The following is a 19160-nucleotide window of genomic DNA, read 5'->3' on the forward strand; positions in this document are numbered from 1 at the left end:
GGCTCCTGGCGGAAAATATACGCGATGCGTATATTAGTTCCTGGCGCAATGAAGTCAAGGAAAATCTGCGTGAACGGGCTGTGTCGCTCGTGTGACACGCGACGGGCCCATACTGGCGCGCGGCGTCCGTCTCCGTATAATCAGGTCAGGCCCCGTGCCCTGCGTCTTGCAGGGCGCCATGCCGCAAACGATTCGCCCGGTCGGGCTTGTTGATTCGAAGGAGAGTGAGAATGACGCGTACGATTGCTGCAATGCTGCTGGTGGTGACCGCCGCGCTTGCCGGTTGCAATACGATGGCCGGCATGGGCCAGGACATTTCGAAGGGTGGCCAGGCGATCAGCGATTCGGCTGAAAAGGCCAAGTAAGCCGACCGGTTCCGGAATGCAGAAGGCGCCGGGCTGTCCCGCGATTGCGGGGCGGCCCGGCGCCTTTTTTTCGGGCTGCGTCGGTGCCGGCGGCGTCAGGCGTGTTCCACGAATGCGTAGCGGCCTTCGACCTTGCGCGGCGTGAACCAGCCGTAGTCGGGGAACATCCGGTTGCGGACGAACCAGACGTAGCCCACCAGCACGAGCGTGATAGCGAGGCTCGGCAGCGCGCTCGACGGATCGCGTCCGAGATCGGCGATGGTTTTCGGCAACTGCAGCAGCGACAGCAGGATGAACGCGTGATACGCGCCGGCGCGATGGGTCGCGAAGCCCCAGATGAACAGCAGCGATAGCGGCACCGTCAGCGCGAGGAACACCACGACGAGGCGATTGCCGAGCGCGCCCGATACGCCGCGGTCGCCGGCGGCTGCGGAGAAGTAATACGCGAGCAGGAGGCTGATCGCCAGCTGGGCGATGCCGAGCGCGATCAGGATCCAGACGTGCACCTTGTTCTTGCGGCAGCGTTCGGGATCGGGGCGCGACGCGATCAGGCGTGCGAGCACGCGATCCTTGAGCCCCTGTCCGGACAGATCGGCCAGCACGTCGGCCTTCCTCGTTCCCGCGGACAGCAGCGCCGCGATTCTTGTTTTGGCTTCCTTCCTGTTCATTGCGAGGCGGATTGTTGTTCGATGGTTGTCAAAGGTCCGGCCACGCGAATATTGCATCTTGCGGGGTGGCGCGCAACGGTTTTGCGGCGCGCGGACACATTCCTACAATTGCCGGCGGCGTCGCGGGAACGACGGGAGATCGACCGGCAATGCGACGGGACGGAGCGACCGTCGTTCGCGCAATAACGCGATGAACGCGCGATGAACGCGGATCAGTCGGCGGCGGTTTGTGCGGAGGGCGCGGGACTGGCCGGCTGTACCGGCTTCGTCGGGTGCGCGTCGCGTGTGCGCGCGGGCGGTTCGCGCCGCCGCGTCGCGCCGACGAGCATGCCCGCGACGACGAGCGCGATGCCGGCGACACGCGTGCCGTTCAGCGTTTCGCCGAACAGCGCGACCGCGAACAGCACGGCCGAGACCGGCGCGATCGCCGTAAACAGCGCGGCCTCGGTGCCGGTCGTGCGCGCCGAACCCGCATACCAGCACAGGTAGCCGAGCACGGTCGGCACCAGCGCGTAGTAGGCGATCGCCGACACGGCGCCGACGGTCCAGCCGCTCGCCGCCGCGCGCCATTCGAACGCGGCCGGCACGAGGGCGAGCACAAAGCCGAGGCCCGACATCGCGGTGGACAGCACGAGCGGCGGCAACGGTGCGGCAAGCCTCCGGTTGAGCAGGATGAATACGGCTTCGCACGCGACGGCGGCCAGCACCAGCGCATCGCCGGCAAGCGTCTGGAGCGACGGCATCGCCTGGCCGGGCGCGAACGTGACGAGCAGCACGCCGGCCGTTGCGAGCGCGGCGGCCGCCCAGTCGCGCGGCGTCTGCCGCTCGCGCAGCACGACGGCCGCGATTAGCGTCGACATCGCCGGCAGCGTGCCGAGCATCACGCCCGCATCGAGCGGCGACGACAGCTTCGTGCCGCTGATCAGCAGCACCGTATAGCCGACGCCGCCCGCCGCGGCCTGGATGACGAGCAGCACGGCGTCGCGCGCGGAAATGCGCGGCCAGCGCATCCGCTGCGCGCGCATCAGTGCGAACAGCAGCGGTGTCGCGATCAGGAAGCGCAGCGCGGTGGCCGCGAACGGCGGCAGGCCGCCGGCCGCGAGACGGCTCGCGATGACGGTGCTGCCGACGCCCGCCATCGCGGCGGCGAGATAGAGATAGCCAATCAGTCGTGTCTTCATGCGCCGCATCGTCGCGTACGGCGGCAATGCGCGTCTTGAACGAAATTGCAGCGAGTGGTGGTGGGCTGGGTGCCTGCACCGGTGGCACGGGTGGCCGCTGCTGCGGTTGACGAAGCAACCGCCTTTGATAGCGGCGCGTCCGGCGGCGTTGCGCCGGGATGACCGCAGCGTCAAACGGCCTGCGTGAATCGCCCCGGCGTGATCCCGAACTGGCGTGCGAATGCGCGCGTCAAGTGGCTCTGATCGGCAAAACCGGCTTCGGCCGCGGCATCGGCGATCGGCAGGCCGCTGGCGAGCAGCGCGCGCGCCAGCCGTGCGCGCGACTGGATCAGATAGGCGTGCGGCGTGATGCCGAGCTCGCGCGCAAACCCGCGCAGCAGCTGGAAGCGGCTCACGCCGCTCAGGTCGGCCAGCTCGGCGAGCGAAACGGGGGCGGCTGGCGCCGCGTCGAGCCGCTCCCGCGCGACGCGGATCGCCGGCGCGACGCCGGCCGCCGGCAGCGTGCGGCTCGCGTGCCGGGCCAGCAACCCGGCGACGAGCATCACGAGCGCCTCGTCGCGGGCGAGCGGCTGGGTTTCCCCTGCGACGATGCGCGCATGCAGGTGGCCGACGGCGGCCGTGAGCCGCGCGTCGCGTACCGCCGGATGCGCAAGCTCGACGCCTCCGAGGCCTTCTTCCGCCGCGACGCCCGCGACCAGCGCGGGCGCGAGGTACAGCATCCGCCAGCGCCGGCCCGTGCCGGCATCGATCGGTGAGCCGTCATGCATCTCGCCCGGGTTGACCATGATCGCGTCGCCGGCCAGCGCGTCGACCTGCCCGCGGCCGCTCCACGACCGGTGCGCGCCGCTGACGATCACGCCGACCCCGAATTCGTCGTGCGCGTGGCGCGGAAACGCGCGGTCGGATTCGAGGCTGATCGCCTCGATGCCTTCTCCCGTCCGTCGGTAGTGGGTGACACGGTGCATGTGCGCTCCTCGCGCCGGTTGCGGCGCGGATCACGTGCACTCTAGCGCGTTCCGGCGCCGCGCGCCCTTCATCCTTTTGGCCGATACCGCGCGGCGCGCGCAGCCCGCACCATGTGCACATGAGCAGCGTACACGGCCCGCCGGGCCTGAAGCTGCGCGGGAGACGGCAGGTGGAACGACAGGATCCGGTATTCATTCAGGTTGGCGCGCTCGCGGACGGCTTCGCGCCCGAAGCGAACATCCTCGCGTCCGTCGACGCGCTCGCCGGGCGCACGCTGGCGCTCGGCGACGCATCCGGTGTGTGGCGCGTCTACACGTTCGAGCCGGGCGCGCTGCAGTGGCGCGATGCGGCGACCGACACGGGCGGCCGCGAGCCGTGCCGCGTGACGCGGCTGCGCGACGGGCTGTACTTCGTCGACTACATCGATTCGGCCGCCCGCGCGACATCGGTCAGTCTCGTGATCGATCTCGACAACGGCGTATGGACGTCCGTCGTCGGCACGCTGCCGACCGAAGCCGATACACGCATCGACGCGTTCACGCGCGTCGCGCGCGGGCTGCCGCTGACGGGCGTCGACGCGGCGTTCCGGCACGGCACGCTCGGCGGCCACGCGCAGCCGGGGCCGTTGCACGGGCCCACGCGCGAGCTGATCGGCAAGCGGACGATGTACCGCTACAGCCCGACCGAATGCTACGAGCACATCTACCTGAACGAGAACTTCTACGCGTGGCAGTGCCTGCAGGGCGTCGAAGGCGGGCTGGCCGATGTCGACCGCTGCCATTACTTCAGGATCGCCGACGAACTGTACCTGTTCGTGTGGCGCGAAAAGGTGGTGCCGACGCTCGGCGTCGTGCTGATCGACCTCGCGCAGCGCAAGACCGACGGCAAGATCTTCGGCTACCAGGGCGGCGATTTCGGCACGCTGTCGAACTTCCAGGTCGGCGCCCATGCGCAGGTGCTGAACGAAACCGTGCATCCGCTCGGCGGCGAGGCGCAGCGATGAATGCCGTGCCGGGCAGCGGCCGCCTGCGTGCGGATTTCAGCGGCCGCGTCGTGCTCGTCACGGGCGCCGCACAGGGGATCGGCGCGGCGATCGCGCGCCGTTTCGCGGAATCCGATGCGTTCGTCGCGCTTGCCGATCTCAACGGCGAGGCCGCCGCCGCGCAGGCCGATGCACTCGCCAGCGCGGGTGGCGATGCGCGCGCCTATCGGGTGGACGCCGCCAGCCGCGACGAACTGGGCGCGCTGGTCGCGGCGGTCGAGCGCGACGGCGGCCGGCTCGATGTCGTCGTCCACAATGCCGCGTATTTTCCGCTGACACCGTTCGCGCAGATCGACGAGCCGACGCTCGAACGGACGCTGTCGGTCAACTTGTCGGCGCTGTTCTGGCTCGCGCAGGCCGCGTTGCCGGCATTCGAGCGCGCGGGGGCCGGGCGGCTGCTCGTCACGTCGTCGGTGACGGGGCCGCGCGTCGTCTATCCGGGGCTCGCGCATTACGCGGCGTCGAAGGCCGGCGTGAACGGCTTCATTCGCGCGGCGGCGCTGGAGTTGGCGCGCCGCAACGTGACGGTCAACGGCGTCGAGCCGGGGATGATCCGCACGCCGGCGGCCGGCAATCTCGGCGACGCGTCGGTCGCGGCGCAGATCGCGCGCGATATTCCGCTCGCTCGGATGGGCGAGCCGGAGGACATCGCGAACGCGATGCTGTTTCTCGCATCGGCCGACGCGGCGTACATCACGGGGCAGACGATCGTCGTCGACGGCGGCGCGACATTGCCGGAGAGCGGGGCGGTGCTGGGAGACGGGTAACGGCGAACCTGCAAGCGCGGTGGCCGCGACGAGGCCGCGGCCGGCAATGTGCTTGCTGCGGCGCCATCTTCGGCCGCGCCGCACACCGCTGCGACTACAGCCAGCCGTTGCGGATGAACTCGACGATCGAATAGCGGCGGTTCTCGAGATCGTGCTGCCGGACGGCCTCGACAATGCGCGACACGCCGTCCGCGTAGGGCGTCGCGCCGTACACACGCGATTCGAGCTGCAGGGTGCACGCGCCGTCGTCGATGCGGATCCGGTGAACCGCATGGCGCCCGAGCTGATCGTCGGGGATCGTGAATTCGCTGCGCTGCACGTCCGGGTCGCGCACGGAGCGGATGTCCTCCGGCCGCACGCCGAGCGACTGGCCGATGCCGACGGCCGTGCCGGGGACGGATGTCTTGCCTGCCTGATGCGACTCCGTCAGGCTGATCTCGCAGTCGCGAAACAGGTGGCCGCTGGTTTCCAGCATGCTCATGAACTTGAGCATCAGGATGTTCGTGTTTGGACAGAGCACGATCGGGAAGTCGTGCGATCCGGTTTCGAGGTCGGAGCCGGTAGACAGTTCGACGAGCGGCGACGCGGTGGCCTGGCAGAATGCGATCGCGGCGGCGAGTTCGCGGCCGGAACCGGCATGCACGACGATCGACCGGGCGTCGCTACGTCGGGCGTCGCTACGCTGCGCATCGGTTCGCGCGCTGTCCGACCACGGCATCACGCGACAGGTTGCCGGATCGAGCTTGTGCGAGCCGAGCAACTCGTTAGCCAGCTTGCCGGTTCCAACGACGAGTACTTGCATGGGATAGACGGGTTGAGGTTCAGGATTCGAGACGGGAATGGCGCGGGCCGTCCGGTAGCACGGCACGGGCGCGGCGCGTGCCGTGCGCCGCGCGCCGCGCCGGACCGGCCTCGCGCATTATGCCCGGCCGCCCGCATGCGCGCCTGCCGGGCCGTGCATGCGCCGCCGCAGCCTCGTCGCCATGCGCACGGACGCGTGAACGGCGTACGCTGTCGAATCGCCGGCCGTGCGCGCCCGTGCCGCGGCCGGCATGAACGATGCGTCACACATCAACAAGCAACCTCGATCCAGGAGAGAACATCGATGGAACACGACCTGAAAGGCAAGGCAATCGCGATCACCGGCGGATTCGGCCATCTGGGCGTCGCGACGGCCGCATGGCTGGGCGAGCGCGGCGCACGCGTCGCGTTGATCGGCCGCGGCGCGGCCCCGGCGGCGCAGGCGCTGCCCGGCGTGCCGGCCGACGCGCTGCGCATCGGCGGCATCGATCTCGTCGATCCGCAGGCCGCCGCGCGGGCGCTCGAAACCGTGCAGCGCGAATTCGGCCGGGTCGACGCGCTGCTGAACATCGCGGGCGCATTCGTGTGGCAAACGATCGCCGACGGCGATGCCGCCACGTGGGACCGCATGTACGAACTGAACGTGAAGACCGCGCTGAACGCATCGAAGGCCGCGCTGCCGTACCTGCTGGCGAGCCCGGCCGGACGTGTCGTCAACATCGGCGCGGGCGCGGCGTTCAAGGCCGGCGCGGGCATGGGCCCGTACGCGGCCGCGAAGGCCGGCGTCGCGCGGCTCACCGAGGCGCTGGCGGCCGAACTGCTCGACCGCGGCGTGACGGTGAACGCGATCCTGCCGAGCATCATCGATACGCCGCCGAACCGCACGGACATGCCCGACGCGGATTTCACGCGCTGGGTCCGGCCGGAACAGATCGCGGCGACGATCGGGTTCCTGCTGTCGGCCGACGCACAGGCGATCACCGGCGCGTCGATTCCGGTGAACGGCCGCGTGGCGTAGGGCGCCCGCGCGGGGCTTGCCGCGTCGCGGCTCGCGCCGGGTCCGGCCGTGCGTACAATGTCGCACCGGATTGCGCGAGCCCAGCCTGAGACCATGAATCAGCCCACTATCCTGATCGTCGAAGATGAAATGGCGATCGCGGACACGATCGTCTACGCCCTCGGCACCGACGGCATGCAGACCGTCCACTGCACGCTCGGGCAGGCGGCGCTCGACCGCCTGCGCGACACGCGCTTCGATCTCGTGGTGCTCGACGTCGGCTTGCCGGATCTCAGCGGCTTCGAAGTGTGCCGGCGGCTGCGCACCTTCACCGATGTTCCGGTGATCTTTCTCACCGCGCGGCACGATGAAATCGACCGGATCGTCGGGCTCGAAATCGGCGCCGACGATTACGTGGTCAAGCCGTTTTCGCCGCGCGAGCTGGCAGCGCGGGTGCGCGTGATCCTGCGTCGCTTCTACCGGACGGCCGCGCCGGAACCGGTGTCCGCGCCGGCCGCGGCAACCGAGCCCGTCGCACCGGGCTTCGCGCTCGACACCGACGGCGCGCGCGTGTCGTGGCTCGGCCACGCGCTGGACCTCACGCGCTACGAATTCGGCCTGCTGGCGCTGCTCGTCCGGCATCCGGGGCGCATCTATTCGCGCGAGCAGCTGATGGACCTCGTGTGGCACGAGGCGCTCGATTCGGCCGACCGCACGGTCGACACGCATATCAAGACGTTGCGCGCGAAACTGCGCGCGATCGATCCCGAGCGCGACCCGATCCGCACGCATCGCGGGATGGGTTATTCGCTGCAACCGTAACGACCGGCATCGCCCATGCATATCGGCCTGCGCATCTTCTTCGGCTTTTTCCTGATCGTCGGTCTCGCCGCGCTGATCACGCTGCGCGTGTTCGTGCAGGAGGTGAAGCCCGGCGTGCGCGAAGCGATGGAGGACACGCTGGTCGACACCGCACAGGTGCTCGCGACGCTGGCTTCCGACGACATGGCGAGCGGGCACATCGCCGACGGCGCGTTCGCGCGTCAGCTCGAAAAACTGCATGCGAGCCCGGTCAGCGCGAACGTGTGGGGGATGCGCAAGGACACGATCAGCTACCGGATCTACATCACCGACGCGCGCGGCATCGTGCGCTACGACTCGGCCGGCGGCGCGGTCGGCCATGACTATTCGCGCTGGAACGACGTGTACCGCACGCTGCGCGGCGAGTACGGCGCACGCAGCACGCGTTCGGACCCGAACGACGAGAGCAGCACCGTGATGCACGTGGCGGCGCCGATCCGCAACGGCAACGCGATCATCGGCGTGCTGACGATCGCGAAGCCGAACCAGACGGTCGCGCCGTTCATCGCGCGCAGCCAGCGCAAGATCATGCTGTACGGCGCGTTGCTGATGGGCGGCGCGATCCTGATCGGCGTCGCGTGCACGTGGTGGCTGGTGGTCGGGCTGCGGCGCCTGCAGCGCTATGCGCGTGCGATCGCGGCCGGCGAGCGCGCGGCGATGCCGCTGCAGGGTGCGAACGAGCTGGCCGAGCTCGGGCGCGCGGTGGAAAGCATGCATCAGCGGCTGGAAGACCGGCAGTACGTCGAAACCTACATCCACACGCTCACGCACGAAATGAAGAGCCCGCTGGCCGCGATCAGCGGCGCGGCCGAACTGCTGCAGGAAGAGATGCCCGTCGCGAACCGGCGGCGCTTCACCGAGAACATCCGTCGCCAGGCCGGCCGCCTCGAACAGATGATCCGCAAGCTGCTCGCGCTCGCCGAAGTCGAGCAGAAGCAGCGTCTGTCGGTGCATGAGCCGGTCGCGCTGCTACCGGAACTCGAACAGCTCGTCGACGATCTGGAGCCCCGCGCGCGCAAGCGCGGCGTGCGCCTGCAGATCGATGCGCCGACGCCGGACGCGGAGCCGGCCGTTGTCGAAGGCGATCCGTTCCTGTTGCGCCAGGCGCTCGGCAACCTGCTCGACAACGCGCTGGATTTCGCGCCGCAAGGCAGCACGATCCGGATCGCGATCGAGCGGCAGCCGGCGGGCCGGGCGCACGTCGCGGTCGTGCGCGTCGCCGACGACGGCCCGGGGATTCCCGACTACGCGCTGTCGCGCGTGTTCGACCGGTTCTATTCGCTGCCGCGCCCGGACGGGCAGGATCGCAGCACCGGCCTCGGCCTGTGCTTCGTCCACGAAGTCGCGATGCTGCATCGCGGCCGGATCGCGCTCGCGAATCGCGACGAAGGCGGCGCGTGCGCGACGCTGACGTTGCCGGCGGCGGGTTGAAGCGGACTTCACGCTCGCCTCACATTCGCGTCACGCCGGCTTCAATCGCGCTTCACCGCGCCGGCTCATTCTGACGGTACTTTCCACTCCGGTATCCGTCAGCATGAATCGAGTCCTGTTGTTCAAGTCCGTGATCACGGCGTTTCTCGTGTTGCTCATCCTGATTCCGCTGCAGATGGTCGGCGGCATCGTGCAGGATCGCTCCGCGTATCGCGACAGCGCGCTGCAGAACGTCTGGTCCAGCTATGCGGGGCCGCAGGTCGTGACGGGGCCGGTCCTCGTCGTGCAGTACACGGAAGTTACGCGCGTACGCGACGATACGCGCGCCGGCGGCGCGACCAAGACGAGTCTGCACCGCGAGAAGAAACGCCTGCTGGTTTTTCCGAAGACGCTCAAGGTTGACGGGACGCTGGAGACCAATGTCCGCTATCGCGGCATCTACAAGGCGCTCGTCTACGAGCTGACGGGCCGCCTGACGGGCACGCTGGCACTACCCGACCTGACGAAATTGCCGCAATCGGACGGCCATGTGAATTTCGATATCGACAGCGTCTACGTGTCGCTCGGCATCGGCGATATTCGCGGGCTGCGGTCACAGCCCGTGCTGAAGGTCGGCGGCAAACCACTCGAACTCGAGCAGGGCACGCAGTTGGAGAACCTGCACAAGGGCGTGCATGCGAACCTCGATCTCGCGGCGTTCGCGGGCGCGAATGCCGGGGCGGTCGTGCCGTTCAATATCGACCTGGCATTGCTCGGCACGCAATCGGTCGCGTTCGCACCGGTCGCCGACCAGAACGATTTCTCGCTGAAGTCGACGTGGCCGCATCCGAGTTTCTATGGGGCGTTCCTGCCGTATAGCCGCAAGATCGATGCGCATGGCTTCAGCAGCACATGGAGCGTTACGTCGTTCAACACGAAGGTGCGCGAGCAGATCGCGTCCGGAAACGGCGAGGAACTGTTCGAAACGGCGGCGGTGTCGGTAATCGAGCCCGTGAACACCTATCTGCAGGTCGAGCGTGCGACGAAGTACGGCGCGTTGTTCGTGATCCTCACGTTCGCGAGCTTCTTCATGTTCGAACTCGTGAAGCGGCTGCGCATTCACCCGATCCAGTATCTGCTGGTCGGCCTGGCGCTCGCGCTGTTCTTCCTGTTGCTGCTCAGCTTGTCCGAGCATATCCGGTTCGCGTATGCGTATCTCGCGGCAAGCGGCGCATGCATCGGGCTGCTCGGTTTCTATCTGTCGTTCGTGCTGCACAGCGTGAAACGCGGCGCGACGTTCGCGACGCTGCTCACGATGCTGTACGCGGCGCTCTACGGCCTGCTGCTGTCCGAAGACAACGCGTTGATGCTCGGCTCGCTGCTGCTGTTCGCGATTCTCGCCGGCATCATGACGCTCACGCGTCGCGTCGACTGGTATTCGGTCGGTGCGGCGTGGCAGCCGCTGGCCGACAAGCCGGGCGCGGGCACGGGCACGGGCACGGGGAAGTCGGGGCAGTGACGAAACGTATCTGATGGCTGACACCGGCCGGGTCGTTGCCCGGCCGGCGTGCATCTGAGAGACGTGCGGTGAAAGAGAACGGGAACGGGCGGCGCGCGGAGACATCGGCGCGCCGCCGTGTCATGCCGTCGACGACGACGGCGACGCCGGCTGGCGAAACCGCGCCAGCGGAATTTCCGCGATCGCCGCAATCTCGATCATCAGGTCGGCGCGGTAGAGGCGTTCGACCTGAACGGTCGTCGTCACCGGATACGGTTCGGCGAAGTACGTCTTGCGAAGGTCGCCGGCCTGCATGAACGCATCGATGTCGGTCGCGTAATGCACGAGCGAGATCACGTCCTGCATCCGTCCGCCCATCGCGGCGAGCACGGCGCGAATGTTGTCGAGGGTCTGCCGAACCTGCGCGCGCATGTCGCCGGCGCCGACCACCTGACCGTCCCGGTCGAGCGCCACCTGGCCCTTCAGGTGGACGATGCGGCCGTCGCCCTGGATCACGGCCATCGAGAACGCGCCGAACGGCGCCCAGACTTCCGGCGGATTCACTCCTTCTGTCATGACGCGGCTCCTGTCGGTCGAGGGGGCGGCGGTACGGGGCACGGTTGGCGGCAAGGCCGCCTGCAGGCCGTAGGCCATCACCTTATACTGGATGTTCCCCGTCATGTGATCCGAGCCGTGCCCAAGCCTGCTTCGCCGGATGCGTCCCCAGACGATCCGCGTCCGACCCCGCCTCAACAACCTGAACTGGAAGACTGCTGCAACAGCGGCTGCTCGCCGTGCGTCTTCGATCTGTACGACGACGCGCTCGCGCGCTATCGCATCGAGCTGGCCGACTGGGAAGCGCGGCAGGCGAAGCGCAAGCATCACCGCTGAGCCGGATGCCGGCGGGCGCGCATGCACCGTTCCTGCTTCGGGGGCCTCACAGCTGGCGGGCAATCCGTCCGGTTTCACGCGCCCGCACGCCGCCGCCGATGCAGCGGCCCGAGCGCCGTCGACAGTGCGATGCACGCGAGCAATACGACCGTCAGCGTAAACATCGATGTCCTGAACCCCAGCACGTAGTCGACAGCGGCCGGATCGATGCCGAGCCGCGCGAGGTGCTGTCGCGGCAACTGCTGATGTAAAACCGTGCCGCGCGACATGCGGCGGCGCATGGCGGACATCCTGTTCGCCGGGAAAATCTACGAGTAGCACCGTCCGGGCGATTCACGCACGCCGCATCGATCCGTCTACTCGGCGGCCTCTCCGTCGGCGTATGCACGCAGTCCGTCCGCCAGCGCGTCGAACACCGCCCGGCAGCGCGGGCTCGTCCGCAGGTCCTCGTGCATCACGACCCAGGTTTCCAGCCGCATCGCGGGCCCGTCCGGCAGCACGCGCACCAGCCGTGCGTCGCGTTTCGCGAGCCCCGTCTGGCAGAAGCCGATCCCGTAGCCGGCGCGGATCATCGCGAGCTGCGCGAGGTTGCTGTCGGTGCGCAGCGCGAACGCATCGCGTTTCCACGACGGCATCCCGCGCCCCGCCGAGCGGATGAACGGCGTGACCGTATCGAAGCCGATCAGCGCGTGATGCGCGAGTGCGTCGAGCGTCGCGGGCGCACCGTTTCGCGCCACGTAGTCGTCGCGCGCATACAGCCCGACTTCGATCTCGCCAACGCGCCGCGCGACGAGCGCGTCCTGCGCGGGCGGCGCCATGCGCACCGCGATGTCGGCCTCGCGCTTCAGCACGTCCTGGATGCGGTCGGTCGGAACCAGTTCGATGACGAGCCCCGGATGATCGTGCCGCAATTGCGCGAGCACGGGCGGCAGCACCTCGACGGCGATCACGTCGCTGGCCGAGATCCGCACGATGCCGCGCACGCCGGCGCCGTGGCTCGCGGCGGCGCGCTCGAAGGCGGCCGCCGCGCTGCGCAGCGCCTCCGCATGGCCGCGCAGCGCGAGCGCCGCCTCGGTCGGCAGCAGGCCCGACGGCGAGCGCGTGAACAGCGTCTGGCCGAACGCGGCTTCGAGCGCCGCGACGTGGCGGCCGGCCGTCGGCTGAGTGATGCCGAGCGCGCGCGCCGCGCCGGACAGCGAGCCTTCCGTCAGCACCGCGAGGAAGGTGCGATAGCGTTCCCAGTTCAGATCGGTGGTCATGCATAAATGTATAACTGATCTGCTAGGTTCGGCAATTCCTTGATAGCTCTCGGCCCGCCAGAATGCATCTCAAGACGGTTCATTCAAGGAGTGCGGCAATGACGACGAACGCAGGCGGGACGCAACGACAGGCACTCGTGCTCGGCGCGAGCGGCGGGATTGGTGGGGAAGTCGCGCGGCAGTTGCGCGACGCGGGCTGGCAGGTGCGCGCATTGAAGCGCGGGCTCGATGCCGACGTCGTGGAGCGCGACGGCATGGTGTGGATGCGCGGCGACGCGATGGATCGCGACGCGGTGGTGCGGGCCGCGCGCGGCTGCAGCGTGATCGTGCACGCGGTGAACCCGCCCGGCTACCGGAACTGGGCGACCCTGGTGCTGCCGATGATCGACAACACGATCGCGGCGGCGACGGTGGCGCAGGCGACGGTCGTACTGCCCGGGACGGTCTACAACTACGGCGCCGACGCGTTTCCGGTGCTGCGGGAAGATGCGCCGCAGCATCCGGCGACCCGCAAGGGCGCGATCCGCGTCGAACTGGAGCGGCGGCTGCAGGAAGCGACCGCGCAGGGCGTTCGTACGATCGTCGTGCGCGCGGGCGATTTCTTCGGGCCGCGCGCCGGCAACAACTGGTTTGCGCAGGGGCTCGTCAAGGCGGGGCGGCCCGTCGCGGCCGTCAGCGTGCCGGGGCAGCCGGGCGTTGGCCATCAATGGTCGTACCTGCCGGATGTCGCACGCACGATGGTCGAACTGATCGAGCGCCGCGATACGCTGGAGCCGTTCGCGCGCTTTCATCTCGGCGGGCATTGGGACGCGGACGGCACGCAGATGGCCGAGGCCGTCAGTCGCGTCGCGCAGCGGCACGGCATGCGGCCGGTGCTGCGGCGCTTTCCGTGGTGGTTCGTGTGGGCCGCGGCGCCGTTCGTGACGACGCTGCGCGAACTGCTCGAGATGCGTTACCTGTGGCGCGAGCCGATCCGCCTGGACAACGCGCGGGTGACGGCGGTGCTCGGCCGCGAACCGGTGACGCCGCTCGACCAGGCGGTGGAGGAGACGCTGGCGGGGCTGGGGTGTCTGCGGTGAACGACGGTTCCCGGGCGGTCGACAAGCGGGAGCAGGCGGGCGCGATGCCGTTCGTCGCAATGCATGGTGTCGGCCGGCATGGCGTGCACATCGGCCTCAGTCGCGCCCGCGCTCCCCGTTACGAAACAACCGGCAACACCTCGACCGCATACCGGTGCCGGAGGCTGCGCCCGAGCACCGGGTCGTGCAGCTCCATCTCGAACGCATCGCCGTCCGCCATTGCCGCGATGGCGCCATGCACGGCAACCGTGCCGCCATACATCGCGCAGCGTGCCGGCATCGCACGCCGGTCTTCGAAGCGCTGCCACAGCGCGTCCGGCGTCAGCAGGCCGCTGACCGCGCCATGCTGATACGCGACGCGCTCGCCGCCGCGCGCGATCAGCCATGAGCGCATTTCGATCCGGTCCCAGTGATCCGCGACGTCCGCGTAAAGCCACGCATCGCGGCCGAGCGGTTTCGCGCACACCTGCTTCGACACCGCGACGCCGTACGCTTCGACTTCGCGATCCGTATGATCGGAGCCGACCGTGACCAGCGTGCCGGCCGGACTGTCGACCAGCACGCATTCGATCTCGCCGCCCGAGCGTGCGCCGAGCACGCCGATCGACGGCGCCTGCGTGAGCAGCGCGGACGATACGCGATAGAAGCACGGCGTGGTCGACGGCGGCGCGACACCGAGCGCCGCGAGTTCGTCGATATGCGCGCGGATCGCTTCCGGATCGCGGCCGGCCCAGCCGGCGATCACGACGCGCTCGATCTCGACGTCGACGGCGGCCGGCGCGCGTTGCAGGGAAATCACGTTGAACGACAGGGCTTGCATGCGGTTATCCGTTTGAAGTGCGAAGGAAGGAATGAGCCGGCGGCGACGCTCATTCCGCCAGCGGCCGGTGCGCGGTCTCGCGCGCGACGATGAGCGCGATCGAGGTGACGACGAGCGCTGCGCTCACATAGAGAGACACGGCCGTCGTCGTGCCCGTCTGCCGGAACAGCGTGGCGATCAGGAGCGGTGCGAAGCCGCCGCCGACGATGCCGGCGAGCGTGTACGCGAGCGACGAGCCCGCATAGCGCACGCGCGTCGGGAACTGTTCGGTCACGAATGCGCCCTGCGGGCCGTACATCACCGCATGGATCACGAGGCCGATCGCGACGGCCGCGACGATCGCACCGGGGCGCGCCGTATCGAGCATCGCGAAGAACACGAACGCCCATACGATGCCGGCGAGCGCACCGGCGAGATACACGGGCCGGCGGCCGAAGCGGTCCGACAGCGCCCCGAAGAACGGCACCGCGAGCGCGTTGCAGGCCGTGCCGACCATCACGGCCGTCAGCGCGACGGGGCGCGACAGGTGCAGCACGGTCGTCACGTAGGTCAGTGTGAACACGACGATCAGCGCATACAGCACGTCCGAACCGATCCGCGAACCGCCAGCGATCAGCAGGCGCCGCCAGTGGTACTTCAGCACGTCGGCGACGGGCACCTCGGCGGTCGCGTGCGATTCGGCGAGCTGCTCGAACTGCGGCGTTTCGTCGACGCCGCGCCGCAGCCAGAAGCCGAACACGACGAGCAGCGCGCTGGCCGCGAACGGCACGCGCCAGCCCCAGGACAGGAAGTTCTCGGACGTGGTCGACAGCGTCACGAGCGCGATGCAGCCGGTGCCGAGCAGCGTGCCGAACGACGGGCCGATCTGTGTCCACGACGCGGACAGCCCGCGCCGGTTCTGGTCGCCATGCTCGACCGACAGCAGCACCGCGCCGGCCCATTCGCCGCCGAGCGCGACGCCCTGCACGAAGCGCAGCGCGACGAGCAGGATCGGGCTCAGGATGCCGGCCTGCGCATAGGTCGGCAGCGCACCCATCAGCGCGGTCGTCAGCCCCATCAGCACGAGCGTGAGCATCAGCACCGCACGGCGGCCGATGCGATCGCCCAGATTGCCGAACACGAAGCCGCCGAGCGGACGCGACACGTAGCCGACCGCATAGGTCGAGAACGCGAGGATCGTGCCGGCCAGCGGATCGACCGACGGGAAGAACAGGTGGTTGAAGACGAGCGCGGCGAGCGTGTTGTAGATCGTGAAGTCGTACCACTCGAGCGACGTGCCGATCATGCTCGCGGTCGCGAGTCGGCTGTTGCGGACGCGGCGGGGCGCGTGGACGGCGGGCTGGGCGAGAGTGCTCATGGTGTCGGGCATATCGTGATGTAGGACGGGATGAAGCGCGGGGCCGGCGCATCGGCCGCGCGCGAATGCGGCACGGCCGGCGTTGGCGTTCGTCAGGCAGACAGCGCGGCGGCGGTCGGCTCGGCTTCGCAGTCGCGGCGCGCGGCCGGCAGCGGCGCGGCGGCGCGCCACAGCAGATCGAAGGTGCGCACGTCGTCGTGCCCGGCGAGCGCGGCGGCCACACGACGCGTCGCGGCCGCATCGCTGCCTTCGATCAGCACGAGCGCGTCGGCGGCCGGGCATGCGGCCGCATCGGCGCCGATCGGCGCGGACAGCTCGGGTGCGGTGCAGAAGAGCCGTGCGGCGTGGATGCCCGGTTCGCGCAGCGCGGCATCGAAGCGCTCGCGCAGGTGCGGCACGTCGATGCGATCCGGCGGCAGCACGAACAGCGCGAGATGCGCGCCTTCGCCGTCGCCGGCCTCGATCGTCAGTTCGCCGACGCGCCGCTGCGTACCCGTCATGCGTTCGAAGTTCGCGAGCGACCACGCGGTCTGCTGCGTGAATGCGCGCCGGTACGCATCGCTGCGGAACACGTCGAGCGTGTCGGTCACGTAGAGCGCGAGGTACTGGCGCGTGCCGCCGTCGGTTGCGCGAAAGCGCCGTGCGTGCGTGAAGCCGGGAATCGCGACACGTTCCTGCATGTGCTCGCGGTCGTACCACGCGTTGAAGTCGGCTTCGTGCGCGGGGTCGATATCCGTCCAGACGCAAAGCTGGCCGTGCGGAAGGGAAAGGCGGGTCATCGCGGGGTTCCTCGTGACGGGGGTGTGTCAGGAACCGCAGTTTCCCGAAGACGGGCCGCGCCCGTCCAACAAGAAAACAAATTCGCGGTGAACAGGTTTTCTTATGAGCGGTGCGGGCGGCGTTTGGCAGGGGCGGCGGGGGCAGCGGGCGGTGCGGATTTCGTCTTGCGTTTCTTCTGCGTCGGGGGGCTTGCCTTTGCCTTCGTTTTTGCCGATGCAGCGGGTGCAGCGGGTACAGCGCGTGTGGGGCGCGCATCGGCTTCGGCGGCGGCGGTTGCCCTTGCCGGGTTCGGAGCGGCCGTCATTGCGCGCGCGACTTCGCTGGCGAGTTCCGCGATGCGCGCGGCAACCGGCAGGCCCTGGCTTCGGTACGTCGCGACGAGCGGCAGCGCGGGGAATTCGGGGTCGACGTCGAGCAGTTCGAGCGCGCCTTCGTTCAGTTCGCGCCCGATGATCGCGGGCGGCAGCGCGGCCACGCCGAAGCCGTCGGCGACGAGGCGGATCATCGCGGCGACCGACGTGATGCAGTTGATGCTGGCCGGCCGCTCGACGGCCGCGAACAGCCGCTCGATCGTCGCATGCGGCCCCGAGTGGCGCGAGAAGCTGATGATCGGAAATTCGGCCAGGCGCGCGACGTCGAGCGGCTGGCCGCCGAGCCCGAGGCGCGGGCTTGCCGCCCAGCGCACGGGGAATTCGCACAGCGGCAGGTTCGTGAAGTCGGGGCCCGGCACCGGGTCGGTCTGCAGGATCAGGTCGACGCCGTCGGTGCTGAGCAGGCGGATCAGGTGCAGCGTCGTGTCGCTCGTGATCTCGACGTCGAGGCGCGGATAGCGCTCGCGCAGCTGCGCCATCAGCGCCGGGAACCAGCTGTGCACGATCGATTCGATCACGCCGATCCGGATCAGGCCCGCGTCGCTCGCCGCATCGATGTCGCGGCGCATTTCGCCGTCGAGCCGCACGATCCGTTCCGCGTACGCGAGCATGCGCCGGCCCGCGGGCGTGAGCGTGGCCGAGCGCGTGTTGCGGTCGAACAGGCGCACGTCGAACGCTTCCTCGAGCGACGCGATGCGGCTCGACACGGCGGCCTGCGTCGTGTGCAGTTTTTCGGCGGTGAGCCGGAAGTTTTCCAGCTTCGCGAGCCAGACGAAGGTTTCAAGAAACCGGATGTTCATCGAATTCCAAACGGTGAGGCGGTGCCGGATGGGCGGCGCGATCGGTCGATGGTAGCGGATTTTCGGGGCGGGAAACGAGCGGGCGGAGCGGTGAGCGCGCCGTAGCCGGTGCCGGGACGGGCGGCGAAGTGCCGGAGGACGTGCACGGAACGCCGCCCGCAGCGATGGGTCACGCGGGCGGCGCGCCCCCGCGCATCAAAGCTTGTCGAATGCGAGCGTCGGCACGTCGACGACCATCGCGCCGCCGTCGGCGACGAGCGTCGCGCCGGTCACGAACGACGCATCGGGCGACGCAAGGAACGCGCAGACGGCCGCGATTTCGTCCGGATCGGCCGCGCGCCGCAGCGGCACGTCGGCGCTGACGCGCGCATACGCGCGCTCGAGCGTGTCGCCATGCGCGGCCATCAGCGGTTCCATTTCCGCGTCGGCCATCGGCGTGCGGACCCAGCCCGGGCACACGGCGTTCGCGCGCACGCCGTGCGGCCCGTAGTCGCGCGCGAGCGACCGTGCGAGCCCGAGCAGCGCGTGCTTGCCGACCGTGTAGCCGCACACGCCGGGCCCGGCCGCGAGCGCCGCGATCGACGCGACCAGCACGATATTGCCGTGCTGCGCGATCAGGTCGGGCAGGCATGCGCGCGCGCTGACGAACGCGGTGTCGAGGTTCGCGTGCATCGCGTCGCGCCACTGTGCATCGTCGGTTTCGTCCGCACGGCCGACACCGTGGCCGCCGGCGCACGCGACGAGCGCGTCGACGCGGCCGAAGCGTTCGGCGATGCGCGGCAGGAAGCCGGCCCAGTCGGCGGTGCTCGCGGCGTCGCCCGCGAGCGCGAGACCGCCGGTTTCGGCGGCCAGCGCGTCGAGCGGCGCCTGACGCCGGCCGATCAGCACGACGCGGTCGCCGCGGCTGGCGAAGCGGCGCGCGCACGCGGCGCCGATGCCGGTGCCGGCGCCGGTGATCGCGATCGTGCGGGGTTGCGGGTGCGTCATATCGTGCTCCGGAAAGGTGTCGTTTCCGGTCACTTTAGGCGGTGCCGGCCAGCGCCGGTATCAGCCGAAAGGATGAACGTGGACGGCGTCCGTCTGGCCGGAACGGTCGAGACTCATTTTGCAAAGGCTGACGATGTTCGGCGCCGAATCGCTCTATCCTCCACATTTTTGGGATAAGTCACGAAAGCCCGGCAAAATAGCGCGGGCGTGCCCGTGCATCGACGCGCGGCGCGTTGGCCGGCCGATGCCGTCGTGCGAGC

21 protein-coding genes are annotated in these 19160 nt (G+C 69.3%); 9 read left to right on the forward strand and 12 right to left on the reverse strand.

Going from position 1 to position 19160, the window contains the following annotated elements; all coding sequences use genetic code 11:
- Window positions 1-230 precede the first annotated feature (230 nt).
- Complete coding sequence (locus tag CUJ89_RS21280) at window positions 231-365, forward strand: entericidin A/B family lipoprotein (RefSeq protein ID WP_027781077.1); 135 nt, start codon at window positions 231-233, stop codon at window positions 363-365.
- A 95-nt stretch (window positions 366-460) separates the two neighbouring features.
- On the opposite strand, the gene CUJ89_RS21285 is transcribed toward CUJ89_RS21280, so the two are convergent.
- From CUJ89_RS21285 to CUJ89_RS21295, 3 genes are all read right to left on the reverse strand, one after another.
- On the reverse strand, window positions 461-1033 hold the full coding sequence (locus CUJ89_RS21285; RefSeq protein ID WP_114179432.1) for a permease: 573 nt from the start codon (window positions 1031-1033) through the stop codon (window positions 461-463).
- 212 nt (window positions 1034-1245) lie between these two features.
- A complete protein-coding gene (locus CUJ89_RS21290; protein WP_114181483.1) occupies window positions 1246-2214 on the reverse strand; it encodes a DMT family transporter in 969 nt (322 codons plus the stop codon).
- A gap of 170 nt (window positions 2215-2384) precedes the next feature.
- Entirely contained in the window at window positions 2385-3179 is a 795-nt protein-coding gene (locus tag CUJ89_RS21295; protein ID WP_114179433.1) for an AraC family transcriptional regulator, read from the reverse strand.
- Between the two features lie 170 nt (window positions 3180-3349).
- Here CUJ89_RS21295 and CUJ89_RS21300 point away from each other — a divergent pair, with 170 nt between their 5' ends.
- Both CUJ89_RS21300 and CUJ89_RS21305 read left to right on the forward strand, forming a co-directional pair.
- Window positions 3350-4183 (forward strand): molybdenum cofactor biosynthesis F family protein, encoded by an 834-nt coding sequence (locus tag CUJ89_RS21300; protein ID WP_114181484.1) that lies wholly within the window; start codon window positions 3350-3352, stop codon window positions 4181-4183.
- Window positions 4180-4989 (forward strand): SDR family oxidoreductase, encoded by an 810-nt coding sequence (locus CUJ89_RS21305; protein WP_114179434.1) that lies wholly within the window; start codon window positions 4180-4182, stop codon window positions 4987-4989. Before CUJ89_RS21300 ends, CUJ89_RS21305 begins: the two co-directional genes overlap by 4 nt.
- 94 nt (window positions 4990-5083) lie before the next feature.
- On the opposite strand, the gene CUJ89_RS21310 is transcribed toward CUJ89_RS21305, so the two are convergent.
- Window positions 5084-5791, reverse strand: coding sequence for a dihydrodipicolinate reductase C-terminal domain-containing protein (locus CUJ89_RS21310; protein ID WP_114179435.1), 708 nt, complete (start codon window positions 5789-5791; stop codon window positions 5084-5086).
- A gap of 303 nt (window positions 5792-6094) precedes the next feature.
- Between CUJ89_RS21310 and CUJ89_RS21315 the strand changes: the two genes are divergently transcribed.
- The 4 genes from CUJ89_RS21315 to creD all read left to right on the forward strand — a co-directional run bounded on the left by CUJ89_RS21315 (window position 6095) and on the right by creD (window position 10577).
- The gene (locus tag CUJ89_RS21315; RefSeq protein WP_114179436.1) at window positions 6095-6808 is read left to right on the forward strand and encodes an SDR family NAD(P)-dependent oxidoreductase; all 714 of its coding nucleotides are present in this window, start codon (window positions 6095-6097) and stop codon (window positions 6806-6808) included.
- 93 nt (window positions 6809-6901) lie between these two features.
- Window positions 6902-7609: a two-component system response regulator CreB gene (gene creB / locus CUJ89_RS21320; protein WP_114179437.1), complete on the forward strand. Its 708-nt coding sequence runs from the start codon at window positions 6902-6904 to the stop codon at window positions 7607-7609.
- Between the two features lie 15 nt (window positions 7610-7624).
- Window positions 7625-9079, forward strand: coding sequence for a two-component system sensor histidine kinase CreC (creC, locus tag CUJ89_RS21325; protein ID WP_114179438.1), 1455 nt, complete (start codon window positions 7625-7627; stop codon window positions 9077-9079).
- A 103-nt stretch (window positions 9080-9182) separates the two neighbouring features.
- Window positions 9183-10577 (forward strand): cell envelope integrity protein CreD, encoded by a 1395-nt coding sequence (creD, locus tag CUJ89_RS21330; RefSeq protein ID WP_114179439.1) that lies wholly within the window; start codon window positions 9183-9185, stop codon window positions 10575-10577.
- A gap of 120 nt (window positions 10578-10697) precedes the next feature.
- On the opposite strand, the gene CUJ89_RS21335 is transcribed toward creD, so the two are convergent.
- A complete protein-coding gene (locus CUJ89_RS21335) occupies window positions 10698-11132 on the reverse strand; it encodes a RidA family protein (protein ID WP_114181485.1) in 435 nt (144 codons plus the stop codon).
- 117 nt (window positions 11133-11249) lie between these two features.
- Between CUJ89_RS21335 and CUJ89_RS21340 the strand changes: the two genes are divergently transcribed.
- A complete protein-coding gene (locus tag CUJ89_RS21340; protein WP_114181486.1) occupies window positions 11250-11447 on the forward strand; it encodes an oxidoreductase-like domain-containing protein in 198 nt (65 codons plus the stop codon).
- 74 nt (window positions 11448-11521) lie between these two features.
- Here the strand turns inward: CUJ89_RS21340 and CUJ89_RS21345 are convergent, their stop codons facing one another.
- On the reverse strand, window positions 11522-11737 hold the full coding sequence (locus CUJ89_RS21345) for a hypothetical protein (RefSeq protein ID WP_152036653.1): 216 nt from the start codon (window positions 11735-11737) through the stop codon (window positions 11522-11524).
- A gap of 66 nt (window positions 11738-11803) precedes the next feature.
- Window positions 11804-12706 carry a LysR family transcriptional regulator gene (locus CUJ89_RS21350; RefSeq protein ID WP_114179441.1) on the reverse strand — a complete coding sequence of 301 codons (903 nt, stop codon included), beginning with the start codon at window positions 12704-12706 and terminating at the stop codon, window positions 11804-11806.
- A 98-nt stretch (window positions 12707-12804) separates the two neighbouring features.
- Between CUJ89_RS21350 and CUJ89_RS21355 the strand changes: the two genes are divergently transcribed.
- A complete protein-coding gene (locus CUJ89_RS21355; protein WP_114179442.1) occupies window positions 12805-13785 on the forward strand; it encodes an NAD-dependent epimerase/dehydratase family protein in 981 nt (326 codons plus the stop codon).
- 118 nt (window positions 13786-13903) lie between these two features.
- Here the strand turns inward: CUJ89_RS21355 and CUJ89_RS21360 are convergent, their stop codons facing one another.
- The 5 genes from CUJ89_RS21360 to CUJ89_RS21380 all read right to left on the reverse strand — a co-directional run bounded on the left by CUJ89_RS21360 (window position 13904) and on the right by CUJ89_RS21380 (window position 18900).
- A complete protein-coding gene (locus CUJ89_RS21360) occupies window positions 13904-14605 on the reverse strand; it encodes a DUF2848 domain-containing protein (RefSeq protein WP_114179443.1) in 702 nt (233 codons plus the stop codon).
- Window positions 14606-14654: 49 nt separating this feature from the next.
- The gene (locus CUJ89_RS21365; protein WP_114181487.1) at window positions 14655-15974 is read right to left on the reverse strand and encodes an MFS transporter; all 1320 of its coding nucleotides are present in this window, start codon (window positions 15972-15974) and stop codon (window positions 14655-14657) included.
- Window positions 15975-16054: 80 nt separating this feature from the next.
- Complete coding sequence (locus CUJ89_RS21370; protein WP_114179444.1) at window positions 16055-16741, reverse strand: DUF4286 family protein; 687 nt, start codon at window positions 16739-16741, stop codon at window positions 16055-16057.
- Window positions 16742-16842: 101 nt separating this feature from the next.
- Entirely contained in the window at window positions 16843-17913 is a 1071-nt protein-coding gene (locus CUJ89_RS21375; protein ID WP_114179445.1) for a LysR family transcriptional regulator, read from the reverse strand.
- 195 nt (window positions 17914-18108) lie between these two features.
- Complete coding sequence (locus CUJ89_RS21380) at window positions 18109-18900, reverse strand: SDR family NAD(P)-dependent oxidoreductase (RefSeq protein ID WP_114179446.1); 792 nt, start codon at window positions 18898-18900, stop codon at window positions 18109-18111.
- Window positions 18901-19160: the final 260 nt, after the last annotated feature.

Source organism: Burkholderia pyrrocinia, assembly GCF_003330765.1.
Classification (GTDB): domain Bacteria; phylum Pseudomonadota; class Gammaproteobacteria; order Burkholderiales; family Burkholderiaceae; genus Burkholderia; species Burkholderia pyrrocinia_B.

What these genes read in the sequence shown, in the direction of transcription:
- CUJ89_RS21280 (WP_027781077.1), top strand. Translation starts at nt 231, where the DNA reads ATGACGCGTACGATTGCTGCAATGCTGCTGGTGGTGACCGCCGCGCTT.
- CUJ89_RS21285 (WP_114179432.1), bottom strand. Translation starts at nt 1,033, where the DNA reads ATGAACAGGAAGGAAGCCAAAACAAGAATCGCGGCGCTGCTGTCCGCG.
- CUJ89_RS21290 (WP_114181483.1), bottom strand. Translation starts at nt 2,214, where the DNA reads ATGAAGACACGACTGATTGGCTATCTCTATCTCGCCGCCGCGATGGCG.
- CUJ89_RS21295 (WP_114179433.1), bottom strand. Translation starts at nt 3,179, where the DNA reads ATGCACCGTGTCACCCACTACCGACGGACGGGAGAAGGCATCGAGGCG.
- CUJ89_RS21305 (WP_114179434.1), top strand. Translation starts at nt 4,180, where the DNA reads ATGAATGCCGTGCCGGGCAGCGGCCGCCTGCGTGCGGATTTCAGCGGC.
- CUJ89_RS21310 (WP_114179435.1), bottom strand. Translation starts at nt 5,791, where the DNA reads ATGCAAGTACTCGTCGTTGGAACCGGCAAGCTGGCTAACGAGTTGCTC.
- CUJ89_RS21315 (WP_114179436.1), top strand. Translation starts at nt 6,095, where the DNA reads ATGGAACACGACCTGAAAGGCAAGGCAATCGCGATCACCGGCGGATTC.
- creB (WP_114179437.1), top strand. Translation starts at nt 6,902, where the DNA reads ATGAATCAGCCCACTATCCTGATCGTCGAAGATGAAATGGCGATCGCG.
- creC (WP_114179438.1), top strand. Translation starts at nt 7,625, where the DNA reads ATGCATATCGGCCTGCGCATCTTCTTCGGCTTTTTCCTGATCGTCGGT.
- creD (WP_114179439.1), top strand. Translation starts at nt 9,183, where the DNA reads ATGAATCGAGTCCTGTTGTTCAAGTCCGTGATCACGGCGTTTCTCGTG.
- CUJ89_RS21335 (WP_114181485.1), bottom strand. Translation starts at nt 11,132, where the DNA reads ATGACAGAAGGAGTGAATCCGCCGGAAGTCTGGGCGCCGTTCGGCGCG.
- CUJ89_RS21345 (WP_152036653.1), bottom strand. Translation starts at nt 11,737, where the DNA reads ATGTCCGCCATGCGCCGCCGCATGTCGCGCGGCACGGTTTTACATCAG.
- CUJ89_RS21350 (WP_114179441.1), bottom strand. Translation starts at nt 12,706, where the DNA reads ATGACCACCGATCTGAACTGGGAACGCTATCGCACCTTCCTCGCGGTG.
- CUJ89_RS21355 (WP_114179442.1), top strand. Translation starts at nt 12,805, where the DNA reads ATGACGACGAACGCAGGCGGGACGCAACGACAGGCACTCGTGCTCGGC.
- CUJ89_RS21360 (WP_114179443.1), bottom strand. Translation starts at nt 14,605, where the DNA reads ATGCAAGCCCTGTCGTTCAACGTGATTTCCCTGCAACGCGCGCCGGCC.
- CUJ89_RS21365 (WP_114181487.1), bottom strand. Translation starts at nt 15,974, where the DNA reads ATGCCCGACACCATGAGCACTCTCGCCCAGCCCGCCGTCCACGCGCCC.
- CUJ89_RS21370 (WP_114179444.1), bottom strand. Translation starts at nt 16,741, where the DNA reads ATGACCCGCCTTTCCCTTCCGCACGGCCAGCTTTGCGTCTGGACGGAT.
- CUJ89_RS21375 (WP_114179445.1), bottom strand. Translation starts at nt 17,913, where the DNA reads ATGAACATCCGGTTTCTTGAAACCTTCGTCTGGCTCGCGAAGCTGGAA.
- CUJ89_RS21380 (WP_114179446.1), bottom strand. Translation starts at nt 18,900, where the DNA reads ATGACGCACCCGCAACCCCGCACGATCGCGATCACCGGCGCCGGCACC.